General features: G+C 41.0%; 19 protein-coding genes and 1 tRNA gene. 1 reads left to right on the forward strand and 19 read right to left on the reverse strand.

Going from position 1 to position 19,653, the window contains the following annotated elements:
• Positions 1-95 precede the first annotated feature (95 nt).
• The 15 genes from HMPREF1521_RS02195 to recG form a co-directional block, all read right to left on the reverse strand.
• Positions 96-656 (reverse strand): GerMN domain-containing protein, encoded by a 561-nt coding sequence (locus HMPREF1521_RS02195; protein WP_038115274.1) that lies wholly within the window; start codon positions 654-656, stop codon positions 96-98.
• 3 nt (positions 657-659) lie between these two features.
• Positions 660-1,757: an N-acetylmuramoyl-L-alanine amidase gene (locus HMPREF1521_RS02200; RefSeq protein WP_038115277.1), complete on the reverse strand. Its 1,098-nt coding sequence runs from the start codon at positions 1,755-1,757 to the stop codon at positions 660-662.
• Positions 1,758-1,981: 224 nt separating this feature from the next.
• Complete coding sequence (locus tag HMPREF1521_RS02205) at positions 1,982-2,923, reverse strand: ComEC/Rec2 family competence protein (protein WP_038115282.1); 942 nt, start codon at positions 2,921-2,923, stop codon at positions 1,982-1,984.
• Entirely contained in the window at positions 2,920-4,500 is a 1,581-nt protein-coding gene (locus HMPREF1521_RS02210) for a bifunctional ADP-dependent NAD(P)H-hydrate dehydratase/NAD(P)H-hydrate epimerase (protein ID WP_038115285.1), read from the reverse strand. Before HMPREF1521_RS02210 ends, HMPREF1521_RS02205 begins: the two co-directional genes overlap by 4 nt.
• 1 nt (position 4,501) lies before the next feature.
• A complete protein-coding gene (acpS, locus tag HMPREF1521_RS02215) occupies positions 4,502-4,873 on the reverse strand; it encodes a holo-ACP synthase (RefSeq protein ID WP_038115288.1) in 372 nt (123 codons plus the stop codon).
• A 282-nt stretch (positions 4,874-5,155) separates the two neighbouring features.
• Positions 5,156-5,947 (reverse strand): hypothetical protein, encoded by a 792-nt coding sequence (locus HMPREF1521_RS02220; protein WP_038115291.1) that lies wholly within the window; start codon positions 5,945-5,947, stop codon positions 5,156-5,158.
• 132 nt (positions 5,948-6,079) lie between these two features.
• Positions 6,080-6,163: transfer RNA gene (locus tag HMPREF1521_RS02225), tRNA-Leu, on the reverse strand.
• 53 nt (positions 6,164-6,216) lie between these two features.
• Entirely contained in the window at positions 6,217-6,978 is a 762-nt protein-coding gene (gene surE / locus HMPREF1521_RS02230) for a 5'/3'-nucleotidase SurE (protein ID WP_038115293.1), read from the reverse strand.
• Positions 6,979-6,995: 17 nt separating this feature from the next.
• On the reverse strand, positions 6,996-8,261 hold the full coding sequence (locus tag HMPREF1521_RS02235; RefSeq protein WP_038115296.1) for a glycosyltransferase family 2 protein: 1,266 nt from the start codon (positions 8,259-8,261) through the stop codon (positions 6,996-6,998).
• Positions 8,262-8,280: 19 nt separating this feature from the next.
• Positions 8,281-8,952, reverse strand: a complete 672-nt coding sequence (pssA, locus tag HMPREF1521_RS02240) for a CDP-diacylglycerol--serine O-phosphatidyltransferase (protein ID WP_038115299.1) — start codon at positions 8,950-8,952, stop codon at positions 8,281-8,283.
• Positions 8,945-9,586 (reverse strand): phosphatidylserine decarboxylase family protein, encoded by a 642-nt coding sequence (locus HMPREF1521_RS02245; RefSeq protein ID WP_038115301.1) that lies wholly within the window; start codon positions 9,584-9,586, stop codon positions 8,945-8,947. The genes pssA and HMPREF1521_RS02245 overlap by 8 nt, the downstream gene beginning before the upstream one ends.
• A 14-nt stretch (positions 9,587-9,600) precedes the next feature.
• The gene (locus tag HMPREF1521_RS02250; protein WP_038115304.1) at positions 9,601-10,323 is read right to left on the reverse strand and encodes a WecB/TagA/CpsF family glycosyltransferase; all 723 of its coding nucleotides are present in this window, start codon (positions 10,321-10,323) and stop codon (positions 9,601-9,603) included.
• Positions 10,324-10,335: 12 nt separating this feature from the next.
• Entirely contained in the window at positions 10,336-11,793 is a 1,458-nt protein-coding gene (guaB, locus tag HMPREF1521_RS02255) for an IMP dehydrogenase (RefSeq protein ID WP_038115308.1), read from the reverse strand.
• A gap of 73 nt (positions 11,794-11,866) precedes the next feature.
• A complete protein-coding gene (locus HMPREF1521_RS02260; RefSeq protein WP_038115311.1) occupies positions 11,867-12,052 on the reverse strand; it encodes a 4-oxalocrotonate tautomerase in 186 nt (61 codons plus the stop codon).
• Positions 12,053-12,179: 127 nt separating this feature from the next.
• Positions 12,180-14,222, reverse strand: coding sequence for an ATP-dependent DNA helicase RecG (gene recG, locus HMPREF1521_RS02265; RefSeq protein ID WP_038115313.1), 2,043 nt, complete (start codon positions 14,220-14,222; stop codon positions 12,180-12,182).
• Between the two features lie 220 nt (positions 14,223-14,442).
• On the opposite strand from recG, the gene rpmB reads away from it, so the two are divergent.
• Positions 14,443-14,631: a 50S ribosomal protein L28 gene (rpmB, locus tag HMPREF1521_RS08865; RefSeq protein WP_071991523.1), complete on the forward strand. Its 189-nt coding sequence runs from the start codon at positions 14,443-14,445 to the stop codon at positions 14,629-14,631.
• 77 nt (positions 14,632-14,708) lie between these two features.
• Here rpmB and HMPREF1521_RS02270 read toward each other — a convergent pair whose 3' ends face one another.
• The 4 genes from HMPREF1521_RS02270 to ppsA form a co-directional block, all read right to left on the reverse strand.
• Positions 14,709-15,698 carry a deoxyguanosinetriphosphate triphosphohydrolase gene (locus HMPREF1521_RS02270; RefSeq protein ID WP_038115316.1) on the reverse strand — a complete coding sequence of 330 codons (990 nt, stop codon included), beginning with the start codon at positions 15,696-15,698 and terminating at the stop codon, positions 14,709-14,711.
• Complete coding sequence (locus tag HMPREF1521_RS02275; RefSeq protein WP_038115318.1) at positions 15,695-16,516, reverse strand: pyruvate, water dikinase regulatory protein; 822 nt, start codon at positions 16,514-16,516, stop codon at positions 15,695-15,697. Before HMPREF1521_RS02275 ends, HMPREF1521_RS02270 begins: the two co-directional genes overlap by 4 nt.
• Before the next feature lie 10 nt (positions 16,517-16,526).
• A complete protein-coding gene (locus HMPREF1521_RS02280) occupies positions 16,527-17,156 on the reverse strand; it encodes a helix-turn-helix transcriptional regulator (RefSeq protein ID WP_084214611.1) in 630 nt (209 codons plus the stop codon).
• Between the two features lie 104 nt (positions 17,157-17,260).
• Positions 17,261-19,645 carry a phosphoenolpyruvate synthase gene (gene ppsA / locus HMPREF1521_RS02285; RefSeq protein WP_038115323.1) on the reverse strand — a complete coding sequence of 795 codons (2,385 nt, stop codon included), beginning with the start codon at positions 19,643-19,645 and terminating at the stop codon, positions 17,261-17,263.
• Between the last annotated feature and the right edge of the window lie 8 nt (positions 19,646-19,653).

Genomic DNA, 19,653 nt, shown 5'->3' on the forward strand with positions numbered 1-19,653 from the left:
ACTGTACTCTTTGTATTGTAACATATAATAAAGTCAACAAAAATAGCAGGCAGTCGATATGTTATCGACTGCCTGCTATTTTGTGCTGATTCCTATTATTTTTTAATAAGATCATTCATTCGTTTTACCGGTTCGCTTGTATCAAAACCGCCTATCGTATCCACCTTTTTCCCGTCGGATACAAAGAGAACACCGTTAATATTATCAAATGACGTCAACGTATTAACAATCGCCGCCATTTGTAATTTAACTGTTAAATCTCCACCTTTGGCTGCAACAAAGGCTTTATTGACCTCAACAGAAGCAATACCGTTCTTGACCGTAACAGAATTGATTTCCACATCCTTGGAGAATACCGGATACTGTTGCGCTCGATCGGATTCCAGCATTGCAAGTAATGCTGCTTTTGGAGTTACCTTATTAGCTTCCGTATCAACAGTTTTCTGTTTGACACCGGAGCCATCTTCCGTAGGAACATAGAATACCATTTTTACCTTCTCATTCGATGTTTTTGTTGTTTCTGCATCCTTATTTATCTTTGACTCCTGTACAGGTTCACTTTTACCTGGAGTCGGTGATTGTTCCGGTCCACAGCCTGCAGCAAAAGCGAGAATGCCAATACAGAGGATCGATAAAACTTGCTTACGTAACTTCATCCATTAACCTCCAAAGTAGCTCGCAATACCATTGGCAATGCGTTTTGCAAAATCCTCTTGTGTTTGTGGCGATTGTAATGCCTTTTCTTCATTAGGATTTGAAATGAAACCGAGTTCAACAAGAATTGCAGGCATATTAGAATGTCTCAATACATATAAGTTGCCTTCTTGACTGCCGCGATCTCCGCCAAAACCAGGAGCATTAGCAATTTGAGATTGTACCTTTTGAGCCAATCGCAAGTCATTACCAGTCTTACTATAATAGTATGTTGCAATACCACCAACACTTGGATTATTAAACGAATTGATATGAACACTAACCAATGCATCGGAATTATTAGCATTCGCAACATTAACACGAGCACCCAATTCATCAACACCGCTCGCATTAGGACCATATACATCCACATCGGATGTACGAGTCATAACAACCTTGGCACCACGAGATTCCAAAGCGGCTTTCAAATATTTGGAAACCGGCAATGTGATATTCTTCTCTTGTACCCCATGAGGACCGATAGCACCCGGATCACTACCACCATGACCTGGATCGATAGTAATAGTTTTACCGGAAAGACCTCCCGATGTAGAGTACTTACCGGAACCACCAGGCAAATTCTTTGCCGGATGTGCGGAAGGTGACGGCTTCTTGCCATAATAAGCAGGCTTAGATGCGATCCCTTTCTTTTGTACATCTACAACGATGCGATACGGCTTCTTATTAACCGTATCTTTTTTCAAAGAAAAGACTTTTACATCACCCGTATCAAGGGCAGAAGGTGTTGTAATCGTTACGGTTACGTCTTTACCCACTTGAGAAAATTGAGCTGAATTAGCAATACTGGAATCCATCGTAATATTCCGTTTCGCTGTTTTCAACTTGGTGTTTTTCAAGGTGACCGTCGTCGTTTTCCCATCCTTGCTAATCGATGCGGACGCTTTTACAGGCGTGGATAAATCCATAACTATACGTACGTATGGTGCTGGTGCATCCGTTCTTGTCACCCATCGAGCATCCTCAAGATTAGCCGCCTTTGCCTGAGTCAATAACAGGGGTATAGCCATCAAGACTGCAAGGCAAATAAAAAATAGTTTACGCAATACATTCACTCCAATCTAACTGACATACATTGTGTCCAAACCATAGAGATGAGCCGACGAAAGCTTTGTCTATCAAAGTCTCATCGTTCCAATCTATCGATAAACTAATATTAGATTATAAATAGATTATTTCATACAAAGATGAAGACTAGTATATTGATTATACATAGAACCCTTATGTAAAACACATCATAAGAATTGTATTCTACAAATCAAAATCAATCCTACCTCTCTGTAGTAATTTGCCATTCATTCCCATCCGTACTGATGTGGATACGTCCCATCGTATCCGTACGGTAAATAGCAATATTGTTTTCCTGCAAGCGACGCAATGCCACATCGTGAGGATGACCATACTTATTATACATGCCATTTGAGATTAATGCACTCTCTGGCTTGATAGATTTCAAAAAATCTTCTGAACTGCTCGTGCGAGATCCGTGATGTCCTACCTTCAAAATACGTGCAAAAAGCTTGGAATTCAGTTCTTTTACCAATTTTTTCTCTTCTTGTATTTCTGCATCTCCCGTAAAGAGCATTGAAAATTTGCCGAAAATCAATTTTCCTACAATCGAATTATTATTAAGATCCGGCTCTCCTTTTTTATCGGTAAGCGTTTCATTCCACGGTGCATAAACTACAAAGACCGCCCCATGTCCAAAATCCACCACATCACCATTTTTTAAAGTCGAGCGTTGAATCTTATTTTTTTCAATCCAGCGTTCATAGGTTTTATACATATTGTTATCTACGGCGATACCGTCATCATAAACATGCTCAATAGGCATTGCTTTCGTAATTGCCAAAAATCCGCCCATATGATCTGCATGAGGATGGGTAATAATTACATTTTTAAGCTTTGTAACCCCCATTGATTTCAGTTGAGCCACGATATTCTCACGATGTTCTATATCACCGGTATCAATCATACTGTACTCATCACCTATTTTGAGTAAAATGGCATCACCTTGACCGATATCGAGCATATATATATCAAGATGTCCCTCAGGTGTCGTCGTTTTCGTATCAATTGAATATTCCTTAGATGTTGTTACGGTATTGCTTATCGCATTGGCGACATCTGTCGACTTACATCCGGCAATGGCAAAAACAGGAATACATAAAAGCAACAAAAAGGCTAATAAGCGTTGTATTTTATATGTCATTCCCGTTCTCCCAACAATTCACCAATAACTTGTCCGATATGGAGACTTACGTCACTCGGCGTATACCCCCAAGGCCTGTTATCAAATAAGAGATCGGCACTGCGGCTATGTACATAAACTCCTAATACAGCACTATCCTGCAATGAATAACCTTGACTGATAAAAGCGGAAATAACCCCTGTTAATACATCACCCATACCACCTGTTCCCATTCCGGAATTTCCAATAGTATTGATATATACAGTTCCATCCGGTAACGCCACCAAAGATGGTATACCTTTCAGCACAAGAACAACATTATGGGCCATTGCAAAAGCTCGAGCCACTATTACGTAATTACGTTCAATCCACTTGACAGGCATATTGATAAGGCGACTGAATTCACCCAGATGAGGCGTCATCACACATGATTGTATTGATTTTGACACGGAGTATAACTTATTAAGATCACCTGATACCACGGCATCTTGATTTACAATACCTATATGCCCCATTGCGTATAATGCATCTGCATCAATCACCAAAGGATTATCACACATAGTAAGTACAGATTGGACAAGTGTTTTTACTTCATCGGTACGTCCCAAACCCGGGCCGATGGCAACAACATTACGTTGCTGACATAAACCGCTTATATCAGCAGTTATAGAGGTAACCATAACTTCAGGAATAATGCGGCCTTGCACAATTTTCTGTATCTTTTCAGGTACAGCCAATGTAGTCTTACCTGCGCCGCTATGAACAGCCGCTTCACCGGCCAACATGGGGGCCCCGACCATATCCCCTGAGCCGCCGATAATGAGCAAATTACCGTTTACACCTTTATGAGCCGTATCGGGCCGATACTCTATTAATAGCTCAGCTAATTCGTTATCAATGGTAAATGTTTGATATCTATCCACTATCATCTGTTGCCATGGAACCCCTAGAGGAGCAACGATACAAACTCCTCCGACATTTTTTCCCGGATAAAGCAACAGCCCCTGCTTCATTGCACCGAAGGTAACCGTATAATCACAAGCTAAAGTACCTTCAGAAATCTGACCCGTTGTCGCATCCAAGCCGGCAGGTACATCAATAGCCCATACCGCAAATCCATATTGAGTTCTCATGATATCAATATCATGCAAAATCTCTATTGTCGAACTTCGTAAAGCACCTTCCAGTCCGGTACCTACCAAGCCCTCCACAACAACGACGGCCTGACTCCAGTCATTAAAATCATCGTATGCCTCCACGCTGCATCCGATGGTCTTACATCGCTTTAGCTGACTCTGAAAGAGAGTACTTCCCTTATCAGGATTCCCACAAAGTACAACGCGTACAGGTACACCTTGCTCCATAAGATGACGTGCCGCAACCAGTCCATCCGCACCATTATTACCGCAACCGCAAAGGAATAACACAAAGCGCCCCTGCATGTTGTTTTCATCCAGCTGAAGCAAATCATAATTTTCCCACAAGGCATCTACGAGACCTCTGCCGGCATTTTCCATTAATAGCTCTAAAGGAATATCAAAAGCGGTAGGAACAACTTGATCAATATATTGTGCATCTTCTCGCGTCAATATGTGCATGCTAATCTCCTTCAAAAATAACCGTACTCATCGCATATGATTGGCAATGACTGATAGATACGAGAATATTCTTGTACCCTTTCTCATCATATATTTCCTTAAATACACCTTGTAAACGAATGAAAGGTGCCCCTAACTTATCATGGGCTACTTCTATATCTAACCAGGAACCTCTGCGCAATCCGGTTCCTAAGGCCTTCAGAAAAGCCTCTTTTGCCGTATATATGCCCGCATAAGATTCATATTTGCCTTTATTACGACTTTCACAATATGCTATTTCAGCCTCTGTAAATAGACGTTCAAGAAACCGGTCAGATTTATTAATCGCATCGGTAATACGTTTAATTTCAATAATATCATTACCTAGCCTCATATATGCCTCCTATATACACTAATAATTTTATTATACACGTATAATAGAAGAAAAAAAAATTCCGACCCCATTGGTACAACAGGATCGAAATTTATGTGGTGTCAGATCATCTTATATTCATAATACCTATAATATATCTGACCCGTTCATTATAACAAAGTTAATTCTATGAGGCAATCATAAAATATAAAATAAATCCATAGCAATATGTAAATCTATATATTACTAATTATTATATAAACTAGATAATCGATTATCAACATATCCGAATATAGCAATAGATTATGCCCGTGTATCGAACGGTAATTTAGGAACTCCGTAAATCTGCACCTTTCCCTTATAATTTACGGCTACATACATGATCCCCTTCCGATAATCCATATCTTCAACCTCCATACCGCTGGTATATGGCATAATACTTTGAACATCACCGCCTTTATTTACAAAAACAAATGACGACAAAGTTGTAAAAATGGTACTGCCATTATGAGCATAAGCCCCATTATTATTTAGATTGCTATGTTGGGCATTGATTCTAGCAGAACGTAATCGTTTAAACCGTGCATCATAATAATTAATAGTTCGATATGTATTGGTTAAAGGTAAAATGGATACAAATTGATTCAATTCAGTATCATAAGCCAGATTAAAAACTTTATCACTCAGTTTGATCGGACTTTCCACCTCTAATGTATCCGCATTGATGGGCGTCACCATATAACCATTAACTATCGCATTGGTAGTATAGAGCTTATTCGTCTTCGGATTATAGGTCAATGTATTCATGTGTCCTAAATTATTTTTATCTTTATATTCATAACGATTAACGACGTTAAAATTGCTCGGATCCAATTCATAAATAATCTGTTTTGTACTCTCTTCGTTAATGCATGCTAACACGAACACATCTTTCTTCGAATTATAACAAAACCCCTGACATTGATTAACGCCTTCATTTAAAGGTACTGTTGCTAATAACTTTAACGACATAGGTGTTTGAACCTCTGATACACGACGCTCCACAGTCGGCATCATTATTAACGTATTAATATAATCTAAAATTGCCTGATCCATAAATACTCCTCATTAAATTCAAACTAAAGCATTTAACATAAAAACTAATAAGAACTAATAAATCCAATGAAATATATAAGAATTTAATATATAAAAATAGGCGGCAAGACATAAAGCCTTACCGCCTAAGTTTGGTGCCGGAGGTGGGACTTGAACCCACACGGTGTTACCCGCTTGATTTTGAGTCAAGTGCGTCTGCCATTCCGCCACTCCGGCATTTCGGAACATTTGTAATTATACCTAAACGCCCAAATGATGTCAATATATTTTTATTTTTTATATAAAATTTTTTGAACAGCTTCCATATCCGAATCGGATTGTTGTTTCCATGTCAAAGCTACAGCAGTGATATAACCCTTTCGAGCATACTCCACATCAGTCGGAACAGCCTCCGCACCATAATCCAGTTCACCGGCTAACCAGTAATAATCCTGGCCTCTCGAATTAATACGAGCATCAATGATATTACTATAAGTTTGTAAGCCTTGACTCACTATTTTAAAATGATCCCAATCACATACACCTCTTAGTGGAAAGTTCACATTCAACAATCCCGGAAACTGACCGGACACATAGATTTTTTCTATCAAATCATGAATAAATGGATGCATCTCTTCCGCTCTTTCCGTGGAGTAACGCTCCACGGATAATACCAATCCTGGAATACCGTAAAAACAACTCTCCATAGCCGCTGATACTGTTCCTGAATACAGCACATCGGAACCTAAATTGAAGCCATGATTAATGCCTGAAACAACTAAATCGGGTATATCATCCGTTAATAAATAACTCAAACCGAATTTCATACAATCCGACGGAGTCCCTGTTAGTGCATAGAGGCGAGGATTTTCATCCTCGCCATTATAAGCATCTAACTTTAAAGGATTTTCCGTAGTCAATGCATGTGATTTGGCACTTTGCTCCACAGCAGGTGCCACAACGGTAATGCGATAAAACTGTCCTAAATAATCAGCCAAATTACGTAAGCCACCGGCTAATATACCGTCATCATTACACATTAAAATATGCATATCTACTCCTGAAAAGTCTATTTTCTACTCTTTTTATTCATGTCGCCCATACGAGTCAATTTGACATCATATAAGCCTACCGCACGTGTATGCTGCGTATGAGACCACACCTTATTATGCCGTCTGAAAAAGCCCAAAATATTAACGGGAATCCACGAATATACAAATAAAGGATATAACAAATAATAGAGCCAGATCTTAGGCGGCACCTTAATTTTTAACAATACTACAAGCGGAAACAGGTATTGTCCCACACCGATAATGGTCCATACAGACATCGGTAAAATCTGATAAAGAATATTGGTATAAATAGGTATATACGCATTAATATAAGATAACACTAAATATATAGTAGTCATCAATAAGAAATACGGTTGACTCACCTGAAATATACCGTCCAAAATCATAAGATTTCCCGTTTTAATGCCTATAGCAAACAGCTTTGGTATATACCGCCCTGCACAATCAAACTGACCTTGTGCCCATCGTAAACGCTGCTTGCAAGATGCCATCATGGTCGTTACCTTTTCATCATATACGATAGCATCATGAGCCCAACAGGTACGAACACCGTGAGTCAATAATTTCATGGAAAACTCCATATCTTCCGTCAAGCTGTTACAATCCCACCCGTATTCTCTGATAACAGACGTACGAATACACATGCCGGTTCCACCTAAAGCAGTAGATAAGCCAACCCGATATTTTGCCAAATGCCACATATGATTAACCATCCAGAAAGCGATGGAAAATGTACCTGCCACCCAGGAATCTGTAGGATTCTTAGAGTTAAGATATCCTTGAATAACGGACTCGCCCTTCTCTAAATGATCATTCATTTCTAACATAAATTGAGGATGTACTAAATTATCGGCATCAAAAACAAGAAATGCATCATAATGAGTATCCATTTTCTCAACGCGGTCAAACATCCATCCCATGGCATACCCTTTGCCGACCTCATCTCTGTTGACGCGCACATGCACATTGGCACCTGCCGCTTCCGCAACCTCTGCAGTCTTATCGGTACAGTTATCAGCTACAACAAAAATATCATATAGTTCATCAGGATAATCCAAGCCACGTAAATTTTTTACCAGCTCTCCCACTACAGTTTCCTCATTATGTGCACATACCACAATGGCAAAAGAATTCTTCGGTGTGTAATTTTTATGTACCCCTGACCGCCACATACCAATAACGGCTAGTACAAAATAATAAATCGTATAAATCACGATTATTACCTGCATAGGAATCAATAATAGATCCAGTAGGTAATTCATACTAATATCCTCCACACACCTATTTACGCACTATATTTATGGCCGAGTTACAAAGCCCAAACAACACATACCCGGCGAAAATCATAACAGCCCATGTATGCCAGTCATACACGAGACATGCTACTACAAAAACTAAGGTAACGGCAATTGCGATGTAGTTAATGCGCACCGCACTATGACCTTTAAAATCAGGATATTTTACTTCGCTAACCATGAGAATACCCACACAAATCATGGCTACCGCAAGCACAAGCTGAGGCACCGACACACCACACAATACATACGTTGCCGCCAAACAGCCGGCCGCAGGAATCGGTAACCCCTCAAAATATCCATGAACTTCATCAGTTTTAATGTTAAAACGAGCTAAGCGAAAGGCTCCCAAAACGGCAAATGCCAAAAGTGGTATATACGCTACCCATCCTAAACCGAATAATTCCTTCGTATATAACATATAGGCAGGAGCCACACCAAATCCGACCACATCGGATAAAGAATCCAATTCGCGTCCCATAGGACCTGCTACGCGCAATGCACGTGCTACACGACCATCAAGGCCATCTGCGGCCAAAGAAAGCAAAATACATATAGCTGCCGCAAATGAATTCCCTGTAGCAGAGAAAGTGATACTGATAACACCAAATGCTAAATTAGCAGCGGTAAATAAATTAGGAATAACAGACTTATTCATGACGCAACCTCCCTATAACGGTATCTCCGCCCGTAATATGTTGACCTTTTTCCACGAACAACTCTACATCCTTGTCCATATACAGCTCAGTACAAGAACCGAATTTTATCATTCCGTACAATTGTCCACGCTCAAGCATACTGTCAAGATCTGTCCAAGATACGATGCGTCGAGCTAAAAGCCCTGCAATTTGTGTTACCAATACAGCAGTACGATCATTTTCGATACAAATTGTATGTCGTTCATTTTCAAACCCTACATCTTCTTTAAAGGCAGGCAAAAAACTTCCCATCGTATAATGACGATATGTAATCTTTCCGCCGATAGGTGCTCGGTTTGCATGTACGTCAAATACGGATAAGAATATGGTAACTTTTTTACATTCCCGATGTAGATATATATCTTCATAAACATCTGAAATATCCATGATTTTACCATCCGCAGGGGATAGAATTAAATCCGGATCTTGAGGGATAACGCGTTTTGGATTTCTGAAGAAATTGATAAAAAATAAAGCCAAGATAAAAGGAATAATAGCGATAATATAATATCCAAAAAACGCCAATACCGCTGAAAGAACGAGCATAGCACCAATCAGCGGGAACCCTTCTTTTATAATTGGTCCTGTAGGCACAATTCAACACTCCTCTATTTATTTCTAATAACCGTCCACATAAACTTAGGAATAGCCAACATTCGGCCGATCCGTTTAGGTTCTAAATATAATCGATACAACCATTCAAGTCGATTTTGCTGCATCCAATGTGGAGCCCGAGGAATATTACCGGCCAGAACATCAAATGATCCTCCGATACCGATAGCTACCACACCATCGAGATGACTCAAATTTTCTGAAATCCATTGTTCCTGTTTTGGAACACCTAAAGCAACAAATACAAGCTTGGCTTTGGAATCACCAATGGCTTTTATGATTTTCTGTTCTTCTATGCTATCGAAAAATCCATCATGAATTCCGACAATATTCAAAGGACCGATTTCAGCAGATAAATTATCAATCGCTCGCTGAGCAACACCTGGTGCCGCCCCTAAGCAGTATACAGGAATTCGATGAGTCGCCGCAACCTTAAATAATTCCTTCGTTACATCCACACCGGTCACACGTTCCGGTACATGTTCACCGTTACGCTCTGCAGCCCATAAAATGCCAGCCCCATCCGGTACGACAAGACTAGCATTATTCAATATGGTATGCAATGTAGGATTTTCATTTGCCAACATAACCATTTCTGCATTAGCCGTTGCTACTAAATGTAGCCCCGGCTCTGCAGTTAGTTGTAAAATACGTTGAACCGCCTCATTCATTGTTAAACAATCAATAGGCACAGACAAAACAGAAATACGTTTACTCAATGTAATACTCCATTATAGACCACTATAATTTGGTGCTTCCACTGTAATACTTACATCATGCGGATGACTTTCTTTCAATCCCGCCGCCGTAATTTGAATGAATTGAGTATTCTCAATCATCTCTTGGATGTTATGGCATCCGCAGTATCCCATGCTCGCACGCAAACCACCAACCATTTGGAAAATTGTATCGGTCAACATACCTTTATAAGGTACGCGACCTTCTATTCCTTCAGGGACCAACTTCTTAGCCTCTGTCTGGAAATAACGATCTTTACTGCCCAGTTTCATGGCACCCAAGCTGCCCATACCACGATACACCTTATAGGATCGCCCTTGATAAATCACTGTTTCTCCGGGACTTTCATCAGTGCCGGCCAAAATATTCCCCATCATGACCACATTAGCGCCGGCTGCAATAGCCTTTGCGATATCGCCTGAGTACTTGATTCCTCCGTCAGCAATGATAGGAATACCATAACGGCGACCGACTTGTGCCGATTCATATACAGCTGTAATTTGAGGTACGCCTATACCGGCAATAACGCGCGTAGTACAAATGGAACCGGGCCCGATCCCAACCTTAACAGCATCAGCACCGGCTTCTATAAGAGCCTCTGTACCGGCCGCTGTCGCCACATTGCCGGCGATGACGGGAATATGAGGATATGCCTGTTTAATCTCCTTAAGTGTACGAAGCACGCCTGCAGAATGGCCATGAGCGGTATCGACGATAATTACGTCCGCCTTAGCAGACACTAATGCATCCAAACGGTCATACAGATCCTTGGATACACCTACGGCAGCACCGACCAACAAACGGCCGTTGCTATCCTTTGCTGCATTCGGATATTTTGTGGCTTTCTCAATATCTTTAATGGTAATTAAACCTTTTAAATTACCATCTCCATCTACAAGGGGCAGTTTTTCTATACGGTGTTCACTTAAAATAGATTTTGCCGACTCCAGGGATGTCCCTTCCGGTGCAGTTACAAGCCCTTCCCGCGTCATACAGTCACCGATTTTTCGAGTTAAATCAGTTTCAAATCTCATATCGCGATTTGTTATGATCCCTACTAGTTTACCATGTTCTGTTATAGGTACACCAGAAATTTTATATTTTGCCATAATTTCAGATGCATCTGAAAGCAAATTCTGCGGACTTAAATAGATAGGATCAACAATAACACCATGTTCAGAGCGTTTCACTTTATCTACTTCATGTGCCTGTTCCTCTATGGACATATTTTTATGAATAACACCGAGGCCTCCTTCACGAGCCATAGCAATAGCCATTCTCGATTCGGTAACCGTATCCATTCCGGAACTGATCATCGGGATATTTAATGTAATATCACGTGTTAAATGACTTTTCAATTCTACTTCATTTGGTAATACATCAGATGCAGCAGGCACTAACAATACATCATCGAAAGTTAAGCCGCGCATACCGAATTTATCGTTTCTCATATTTCCCTCCCGTATAATAAAACAAAACTACGACCCTCCCAGCCCTGAAGGGCTGGGCAGGACAGTCGTAGCTTTAGCGTTCAGACCGCAAAATGCCGCCTTCCATATAATCATCTTTTTTCATATCTACGAAGATTACCTTTACCGCATCTGCCGGAACCTTAACGATTTCCACGGCTGCCTTCGTAATAGCTTCACCTAACTGTTTTTTCTGTTCTTTTGTACGCCCTTCAACGAGCTCTACATGAATAAGTGGCATAGTTACCTCCATAGATGAAAGAAATAAATTGTTTGTTCTATTATACGGTATGAAGAACTGTTACACAAGGGGCAAAGCCAGATAAAATCTATATTATTGCCACTTATGAACTTATAACTTCTACCTCTTAATTATACAATATTCTTAAAAATTTTTCACCAAATCTTTTTTCTAACTCGGGTTTCATAACTGATTCAAGCCGTTCCATGCCAAAAGCCTCGGCATAATGTAATACATCCTGACGCGCTTTCACGAGAATGTCGATATCCTTAATAATATTGGCGACCCGCAGATCAGGTAATCCGGATTGAACCAGTCCGAACAGTTGTCCCGAGCCTCGCAACAACAAATCCTGTTCCGCCAATTCAAACCCGTCCTGTATCTGCTCCATCAGTTTAAGTCGCTCCCGGGTCAAATCATTTTTTGCATCGCTCACTAAAATACAGTACGATTGTGCTGTATCGCGCCCTACACGGCCCCGCAACTGATGTAATTGTGATAAACCGAATCTTTCGGCCCCTTCTATGCACATAATCGTCGCATTCGGTACATTCACACCTACCTCGATAACAGTCGTCGATACGAGCAATGAAATATCACCATTATAAAAGTCATTCATAATGGTCTCTTTTTCATCAGGCTTCATCCGCCCATGAATAAGCCCGACATTGAAAGTCTTATAAAAATAATTTTTAAGTTCGATATATAACTCTTCTGCCGCCTGTAAATCTAATTTCTCCGATTCCTCTACGAGAGGACATACTACATAAACTTGTCGGCCTTCTGCCATTTCCTTTCCAAAGAAGGTGCGCAATCGTTCCGTATACGAACCATCCACCACATAAGTTCTGACCGGTTTACGCCCCGGCGGCATTTCTTTGATTAAAGATACGGCTAAGTCTCCATATACGGACAGTGTCATTGTACGAGGTATAGGTGTAGCGGTCATAATCAATACATGAGGATATTCCCCCTTTTTTTGCAATCTGGCCCTCTGTTCGACACCAAATCGATGTTGTTCATCAATGACGATGAGACCTAGTTTAGAAAACTGTACGCCTTCCTGTATCAGTGCATGAGTTCCCACAACGATACTAATAGTACCGTCGGCCAGCCCCGCATATATACGCTCTTTCTCTTTTTTACCCGTGGACCCGGTCAACAGTTCAATAGAAATTTCCAAATTATCACACAGATTGCGAATACCTTCATAATGTTGAGCCGCCAGAATTTCTGTAGGCGCCATCAACGCCCCCTGGAATCCGTTTTCAACAGCTTTGATCAAACTCAGTGTAGCTACAACGGTCTTACCCGATCCTACATCGCCTTGTAACAGACGTTGCATAGGTCTTTCATCCTCCATATCCGAGGAAATATCCTGAAAAGCACGCTCTTGATCTCCGGTTAAGGAAAATGGCAGTTCTTCAATACAACGCTCTATTAAAACTCCGTTCGGTTCCATTTTAAAGCCTTTATGCCGTTGTTCCTTATTTCTCAACAACGCAAGACCTGCCTGCATAACAAACAGCTCTTCATAAGCCAATTGGTGACGGGCCAGTTCATACTGCTCCGAAGATTCCGGAAAGTGCATCGCTTTAAATGCATCATAACGATTCATATACTGATGGTTTGATAAAATTTCTTCAGGCAGAATTTCATCCATCGCCTCATGAGATTGAAACCAATTCCTTACAGCCGACCGTACTACAAATTGGGATACACCATCTGCAAGAGCGTAAATCGGCACGATACCACGGTCCGGTTCAGCAAACTCCCCCAAATTTTCTATTTGAGGAGTATTCATCTGCATGGCACCATATTGAAACTCGGCCTTTCCATAGACATAAAGGCGCTGTCCGATTTTATAAAAATTCTTTTTATATCCTTGGTTAAATAATACGATTTTTAACGATCCTGTCCCATCAGTAATGACAATATCCAAAATAGATAAACGGGACCTCGGTCTTTTTTCTTGAATACCGAATACTACACCAACAACACCACCGGTCATTCCCGTTTTTAAATCTCCAATCTTATAGATGATTCGTCGATCTTCATAGGTACGAGGGAAATAGGTTAACAAGGACGTAATATTGTTAATACCCAATTTATGTAGTTGTTTCTCCCGACCCGGACCTACGCCTTTAATCGTAGTTAAACTTTCATCCATAAGAACTCCTCTAAACCTCCAAATGATTGCATGATATATCCATTTTTACATATCATTGTACAAAAGACCTGTCATATCATAAAATATGATATATAGTATACTTTATATTGTAGTATATTTCATAAAAAGAGCAATATGTACTATAAAACACTTGCTTTAACCTAACCTTTATGATAATATACTTTTGTTATGTTATAGATTAAGCTTGGAGGTGGAAACTATGGCAAACCTTTGCGAAGTATGTGGCAAATCCACATCTAGCGGCATGAACGTGAGTCATTCTCACATTCGCACAAGAAAGACTTGGAAACCGAACATTCAAAGAGTACGGGCGCTTGTAGACGGTGCTACAAAAAAAGTAAATGTATGCACACGCTGCCTTCGTTCTAATAAAATTACACGCGCGTAAAATAAAAAGTACATGTACTCTTCAAGGCTGCAAAGTCTAAAAAAGAAGTTAGTTCAAATGAACTAACTTCTTTTTTATTACAAAGTAATGTTAGGAATGTAATACTGCTTAAATAGCTTGATAGCATATTGATCTGTAAGACCCGCTACATAATCCACCACATCACGGGTCGAATAAAATCCTTCCCGATTAGTACATTCCTCCATGTCATGCGGATGTTCCATAAAATGGACAAATAGATTTTTAACCACATGAGAGGCTTTACTTCGATCCGGAATCAAAGCCGGAGCCAGATAAACATGCTTAAACATAAACTTACGTAATATATTCATCGTCATCTCCACGGTATCTGACATGGCGATAGCCGGTTTATCCAAAGATTCTCGAACCATATCCTCTACCATAGCGGTAATCATACTGGACGGAGTCATACCAAAATGCTCACGAACCTCTAACGGCAAATTCTCCGCCTGTAGCATTCCGGCCCGCTGCGCATCATCAAAATCATGACACAAATAGGCAATTCGGTCTACAATGCGAATAATTTGTCCTTCCAAGGTAACGGGAATCGTCGGTCCCGTATGTCCTAAAATACCGTTCCGAACAGCGGATGTAAGATTTAAACCTTGATGTTCTCCATGTTTTTCTAATACTTCCACCATTCGTAAGCTTTGTTCATTATGATTAAAATGCCCAACCATATCGCGTAAGGCATACTCCCCTACATGTCCAAACGGAGTATGACCCACATCATGTCCCATAGCAATAGCCTCGACTAAATCTTCATTAAGACGTAATGCACGGGCTACGGTACGGCCGATCTGCCCTACCTCCAATGTATGGGTCATACGCGTCCGGTAATGGTCCCCCGGCGCAATATACACCTGGGTTTTGTGTTTTAATCGTCTAAAACATTTACTGTGAATGATGCGATCTCGATCACGTTGAAATGCTGTGCGAAGCGGATCAGAAGCTTCATCCTCATCTCGAACGGCATCGCGGCTCTTTGCCGCATAAGGAGACAAAAGCAGTTCTTCTCTCTCCTCTATTTGTTCCCGTATATTCATTTACCCTCCAGTCCACGGTTACGATCGATGAGTTGCATCACAAGGGAAGCCGTTTCCTCTATAGATTTATTGGATACGTCCAGCACTTGGCAATGTAGACGTCTCATAACAGCTTTTGCGTATTCCAGTTCCGCCTGAATACGCTCAATGGATGCATAATTTGCTTCATCTTCTAAGCCGATAGCGCGCAACCGTTCACTACGAATATTATTTAATTTGAAAGGATCTATAATCAGACCCACGATTTTCTTTGCCGGAATCTTAAATAACTCTTCAGGCAACGGCACTTCCGGTACCAACGGCAAGTTAGCCGCTTTAATTTTTTTATATGCTAAAAACATGGAAAGCGGAGTTTTACTTGTTCTGGATACCCCTATGATAACGATATCCGCCTTTTCAAAGCCCGACGGATTTTTACCGTCATCATATTTTACAGCAAATTCAATAGCCTCCACCTTTTTAAAGTATTCCTGGTCCAGTTTATGAACCATACCTGCCGTCATACGAGGCTTAGTCGTGGCTACCGTACCTACCGCCTCTAAAACGGGACCCATAATATCCACAGCCGGAATCTTGTATTGAGCCACCTTCTCATGTAAATATTTACGTAACGACTCGGATACAATAGTGTGACAAATTACATGGTTGCCTTCTTTTGCATCGGCTATAATTTCATCAATTTGATCCTTACTGTCAATATATGGAATTCTAACAATTTCAATCTGCTCTTTATCATACTGACTGGCTGTGGCACGTGCCACGGCTTCAGCGGTTTCCCCGAGGGAATCCGATATCGCATATATAATCTTTTCTACCATTCTCAAAACCTCAATGAATACTACATTCTAAAAATATTTTTGTCACAGTTGTTTTCGATACTCGGCCAACAACCTTTAATCGTTTCTTATGCCCCGAGTCCTCCCGAACTACAACAGGCAAAGAATCCACCTCGTAATCTATCATCTTCTGCGCCGCTTCTACCAATGTATCTGTAGGCTCCACGGCGATTACCTTGCTCACAGGGGTCATAATCATAGATATAGGCATAGTATGTGAATCCATTTGTCCCATAGAGGCGCGTAATAAATCCTTTCGCGACACAATACCGACTAAATAGGAATCATCACAGACAAGAATTGTTCCTACATCCTCTGTAAATAATGTTACAATCGTATCATATAAATTCGTATTATCATTGACAACCACGGCTTGAGATAACACATCGGACACTCGAAATGACTTCAGACGTTCCGCCGTCTGTGTTTCCTTTGAAAGTCCTACATAATAATATCCCACATTAGGTCGCGCATCGAGAACCCCGAGCATAGTCAGTACAGCCAAATCTGACCGTAATGCGGATCTTGTGACCTCTAAGTGCTCAGCAATTGCACTACCCGTAACAGGACCTTCTTCACGAACAATCTGAGCAATTTGTTCTTGTCGTTTCGACAATTTCACACCGTAACCCCCTTTCATCTCTGACTGTATTATATCCTATGTTTCCATTCAGAAAAAGAGGAGACCCGAAAGCCTCCTCATTTCCGCACATATTAACTATGAAATTACCATACTAATTCATCAGAATCCTGACGACCGCGACCGGTCATGGCATCTAACATGATGCGTTGTTCCAATTGAGCTACCATTTTTTTCGTACTAACCACTGCATCAGGGTTAACGGAAATAGAATCGATGCCACTCTTTACGAGGAATTCACAAAGTTCAGGATATACGCTTGGTGCCTGTCCGCAAATAGATACGGTTTTACCGTCCTTATGAGCCACTTCAATGAGATGATGAATCGCTCTACGCACCGCTAGATTCCGCTCATCATAAATATGTTGAACAGTTTCATTATCCCGATCACAACCGAGAACAAGCATCGTCAAGTCATTGGAGCCGATAGAATACCCATCAACATATTGATTAAATTGATCAGCCAAGATGATATTGGCAGGAATTTCAGCCATGAGCCAAATCTTAAAATCCTTACCGCGCACAAGACCTTCTTCTGCCATTAAGCCCGTTACAAGTTTTGCTTCTTCCACGGTACGACAGAACGGAATCATAACTTGCAAATTCTTAAATCCAAATTCATTACGTACTTTTTTAATAGCTTCCAATTCTAATTTGAAAGCTGGTAAATATTTTGGATCATAATAGCGGGATGCGCCACGCCAACCCAATAAGGCACTGGACTCATGAGGCTCGTATTTATCTCCGCCTTTAAGGTCCCGATATTCACTGGATTTAAAATCGCTTAAACGAACTACCACTTGTCTAGGCGCCAACGCCTGACATACTTTACGCATACCTTCCGCCAAAGTATTCACGGCTACGTCACTACGCCCCGTTTCAATGAGATGTAACGGATGTTCATGAATGAAGGTAGTCCATATAAACTCTTCACGCATGAGACCGATACCGTCACAAGGTAATACCCCATATTTTTCAGCTAAGTCAGGGTCACCTAAGTTCATATAAATCTTAGTTCCCGTTACAGGCACATATTCAGTAGCTACAGCAGCGGAAGCCTGCACTTCAGGTTTCTTGACGATATCCTCTACAATACCGTCATAAACGATACCATTTGTAGCATCAACCGTAATCATCTGACCGTCTTTAATAGATGTTGTCGCTTCATGACTGCGGCTCTTGGTACCTACAATACACGGAATACCGAGCTCACGGCTGACAATAGATGCATGACATGTCATACCGCCCGCATCGGTAACGATAGCTTTCGCCTTTTTCATAGCCGGAACCCAGTCAGGGGCCGTCATAGCAGTTACAAGGATTTCCCCTTCTTTGAACTCATCGATATCCTCAGGATTGATGATAACATGAGCCTTACCTGCTGCATTACCAGGAGAAGCAGGTAGACCTTTTACAACGATATCACGATTAGCAGTTGCTGCTGACATATCTGTAGTCTGAGGCGCATCAGATTTCTGCTTACGGGACCAAACGGTTTCCGGACGCGCTTGCAGAATCCAAATTTTACCGTTTCTTTCATCAACACCCCATTCCATATCCATGTAACAACCGTAATGTTTTTCGATTGCTTTCGCATATTCGGCAAGCTCCAATACCTGCTCATCGGAAATAACTTGAGCCTTTGCCTCATCGCTTGGAACAACCTCTTCAACGCAATCGCCATCAGCCTTTCGAACAAGACGGACATGTTTATCATTGATCATGCGGTCCGTAATTTTCATTTTTGCTTTATCCACACGGAAATTATCGGGCGTTACAGTCCCCTGTACAACATATTCACCAAGGCCCCAAGAACCTTCAATAAGAATATTGTTATCATCACCGGTTACAAGATCAACCGTAAACATAACGCCGGCGGCTTTAGAGAATACCATCATCTGAACAGCGGCACTCAACGCGACCGTCATATGGTCAAAACCTTGTTTTACACGGTAATATGTTGCGCGGTCCGTGAAAGTAGATGCGTAGCATTCTTTTACTTTCTCAATGATAACATCGGCACCGCGTACATTTAGATACGTATCTTGTTGACCGGCAAAACTCGCATCCGGTAAATCTTCAGCAGTTGCACTGGAACGAACCGCTACAAACGGATCTTTCTCCTTAACCTTTTTACCTAATTCTTCATACGCTTTACGAATTGCCTTTGCTAAATCCTTAGGCATTTTTTCTTCGCAAATCATACGGCGAATCTTAGCACATACTTCACGCAATAATGCAGAGTTTTCTACATCATCCAAAGCATCCAGTTCAGCTCGAATTTTATCCTCCAAGCCTGTTTCTTTCATAAATTCACGATACCCATAAGCCGTTGTAGCAAAGCCGTAAGGTACAGGTACATTAGTGGAGGATGTCAATTCCCCTAAGGAAGAAGACTTACCACCGACTAAATTAACATCTTCACGTTGTAATTCATCAAACCAAAGTACGTATGCTGTTTCGCGATTCATGTGAGAAC

The organism is Veillonella sp. AS16 (assembly GCF_000517785.1).
GTDB lineage: Bacteria > Bacillota > Negativicutes > Veillonellales > Veillonellaceae > Veillonella > Veillonella denticariosi.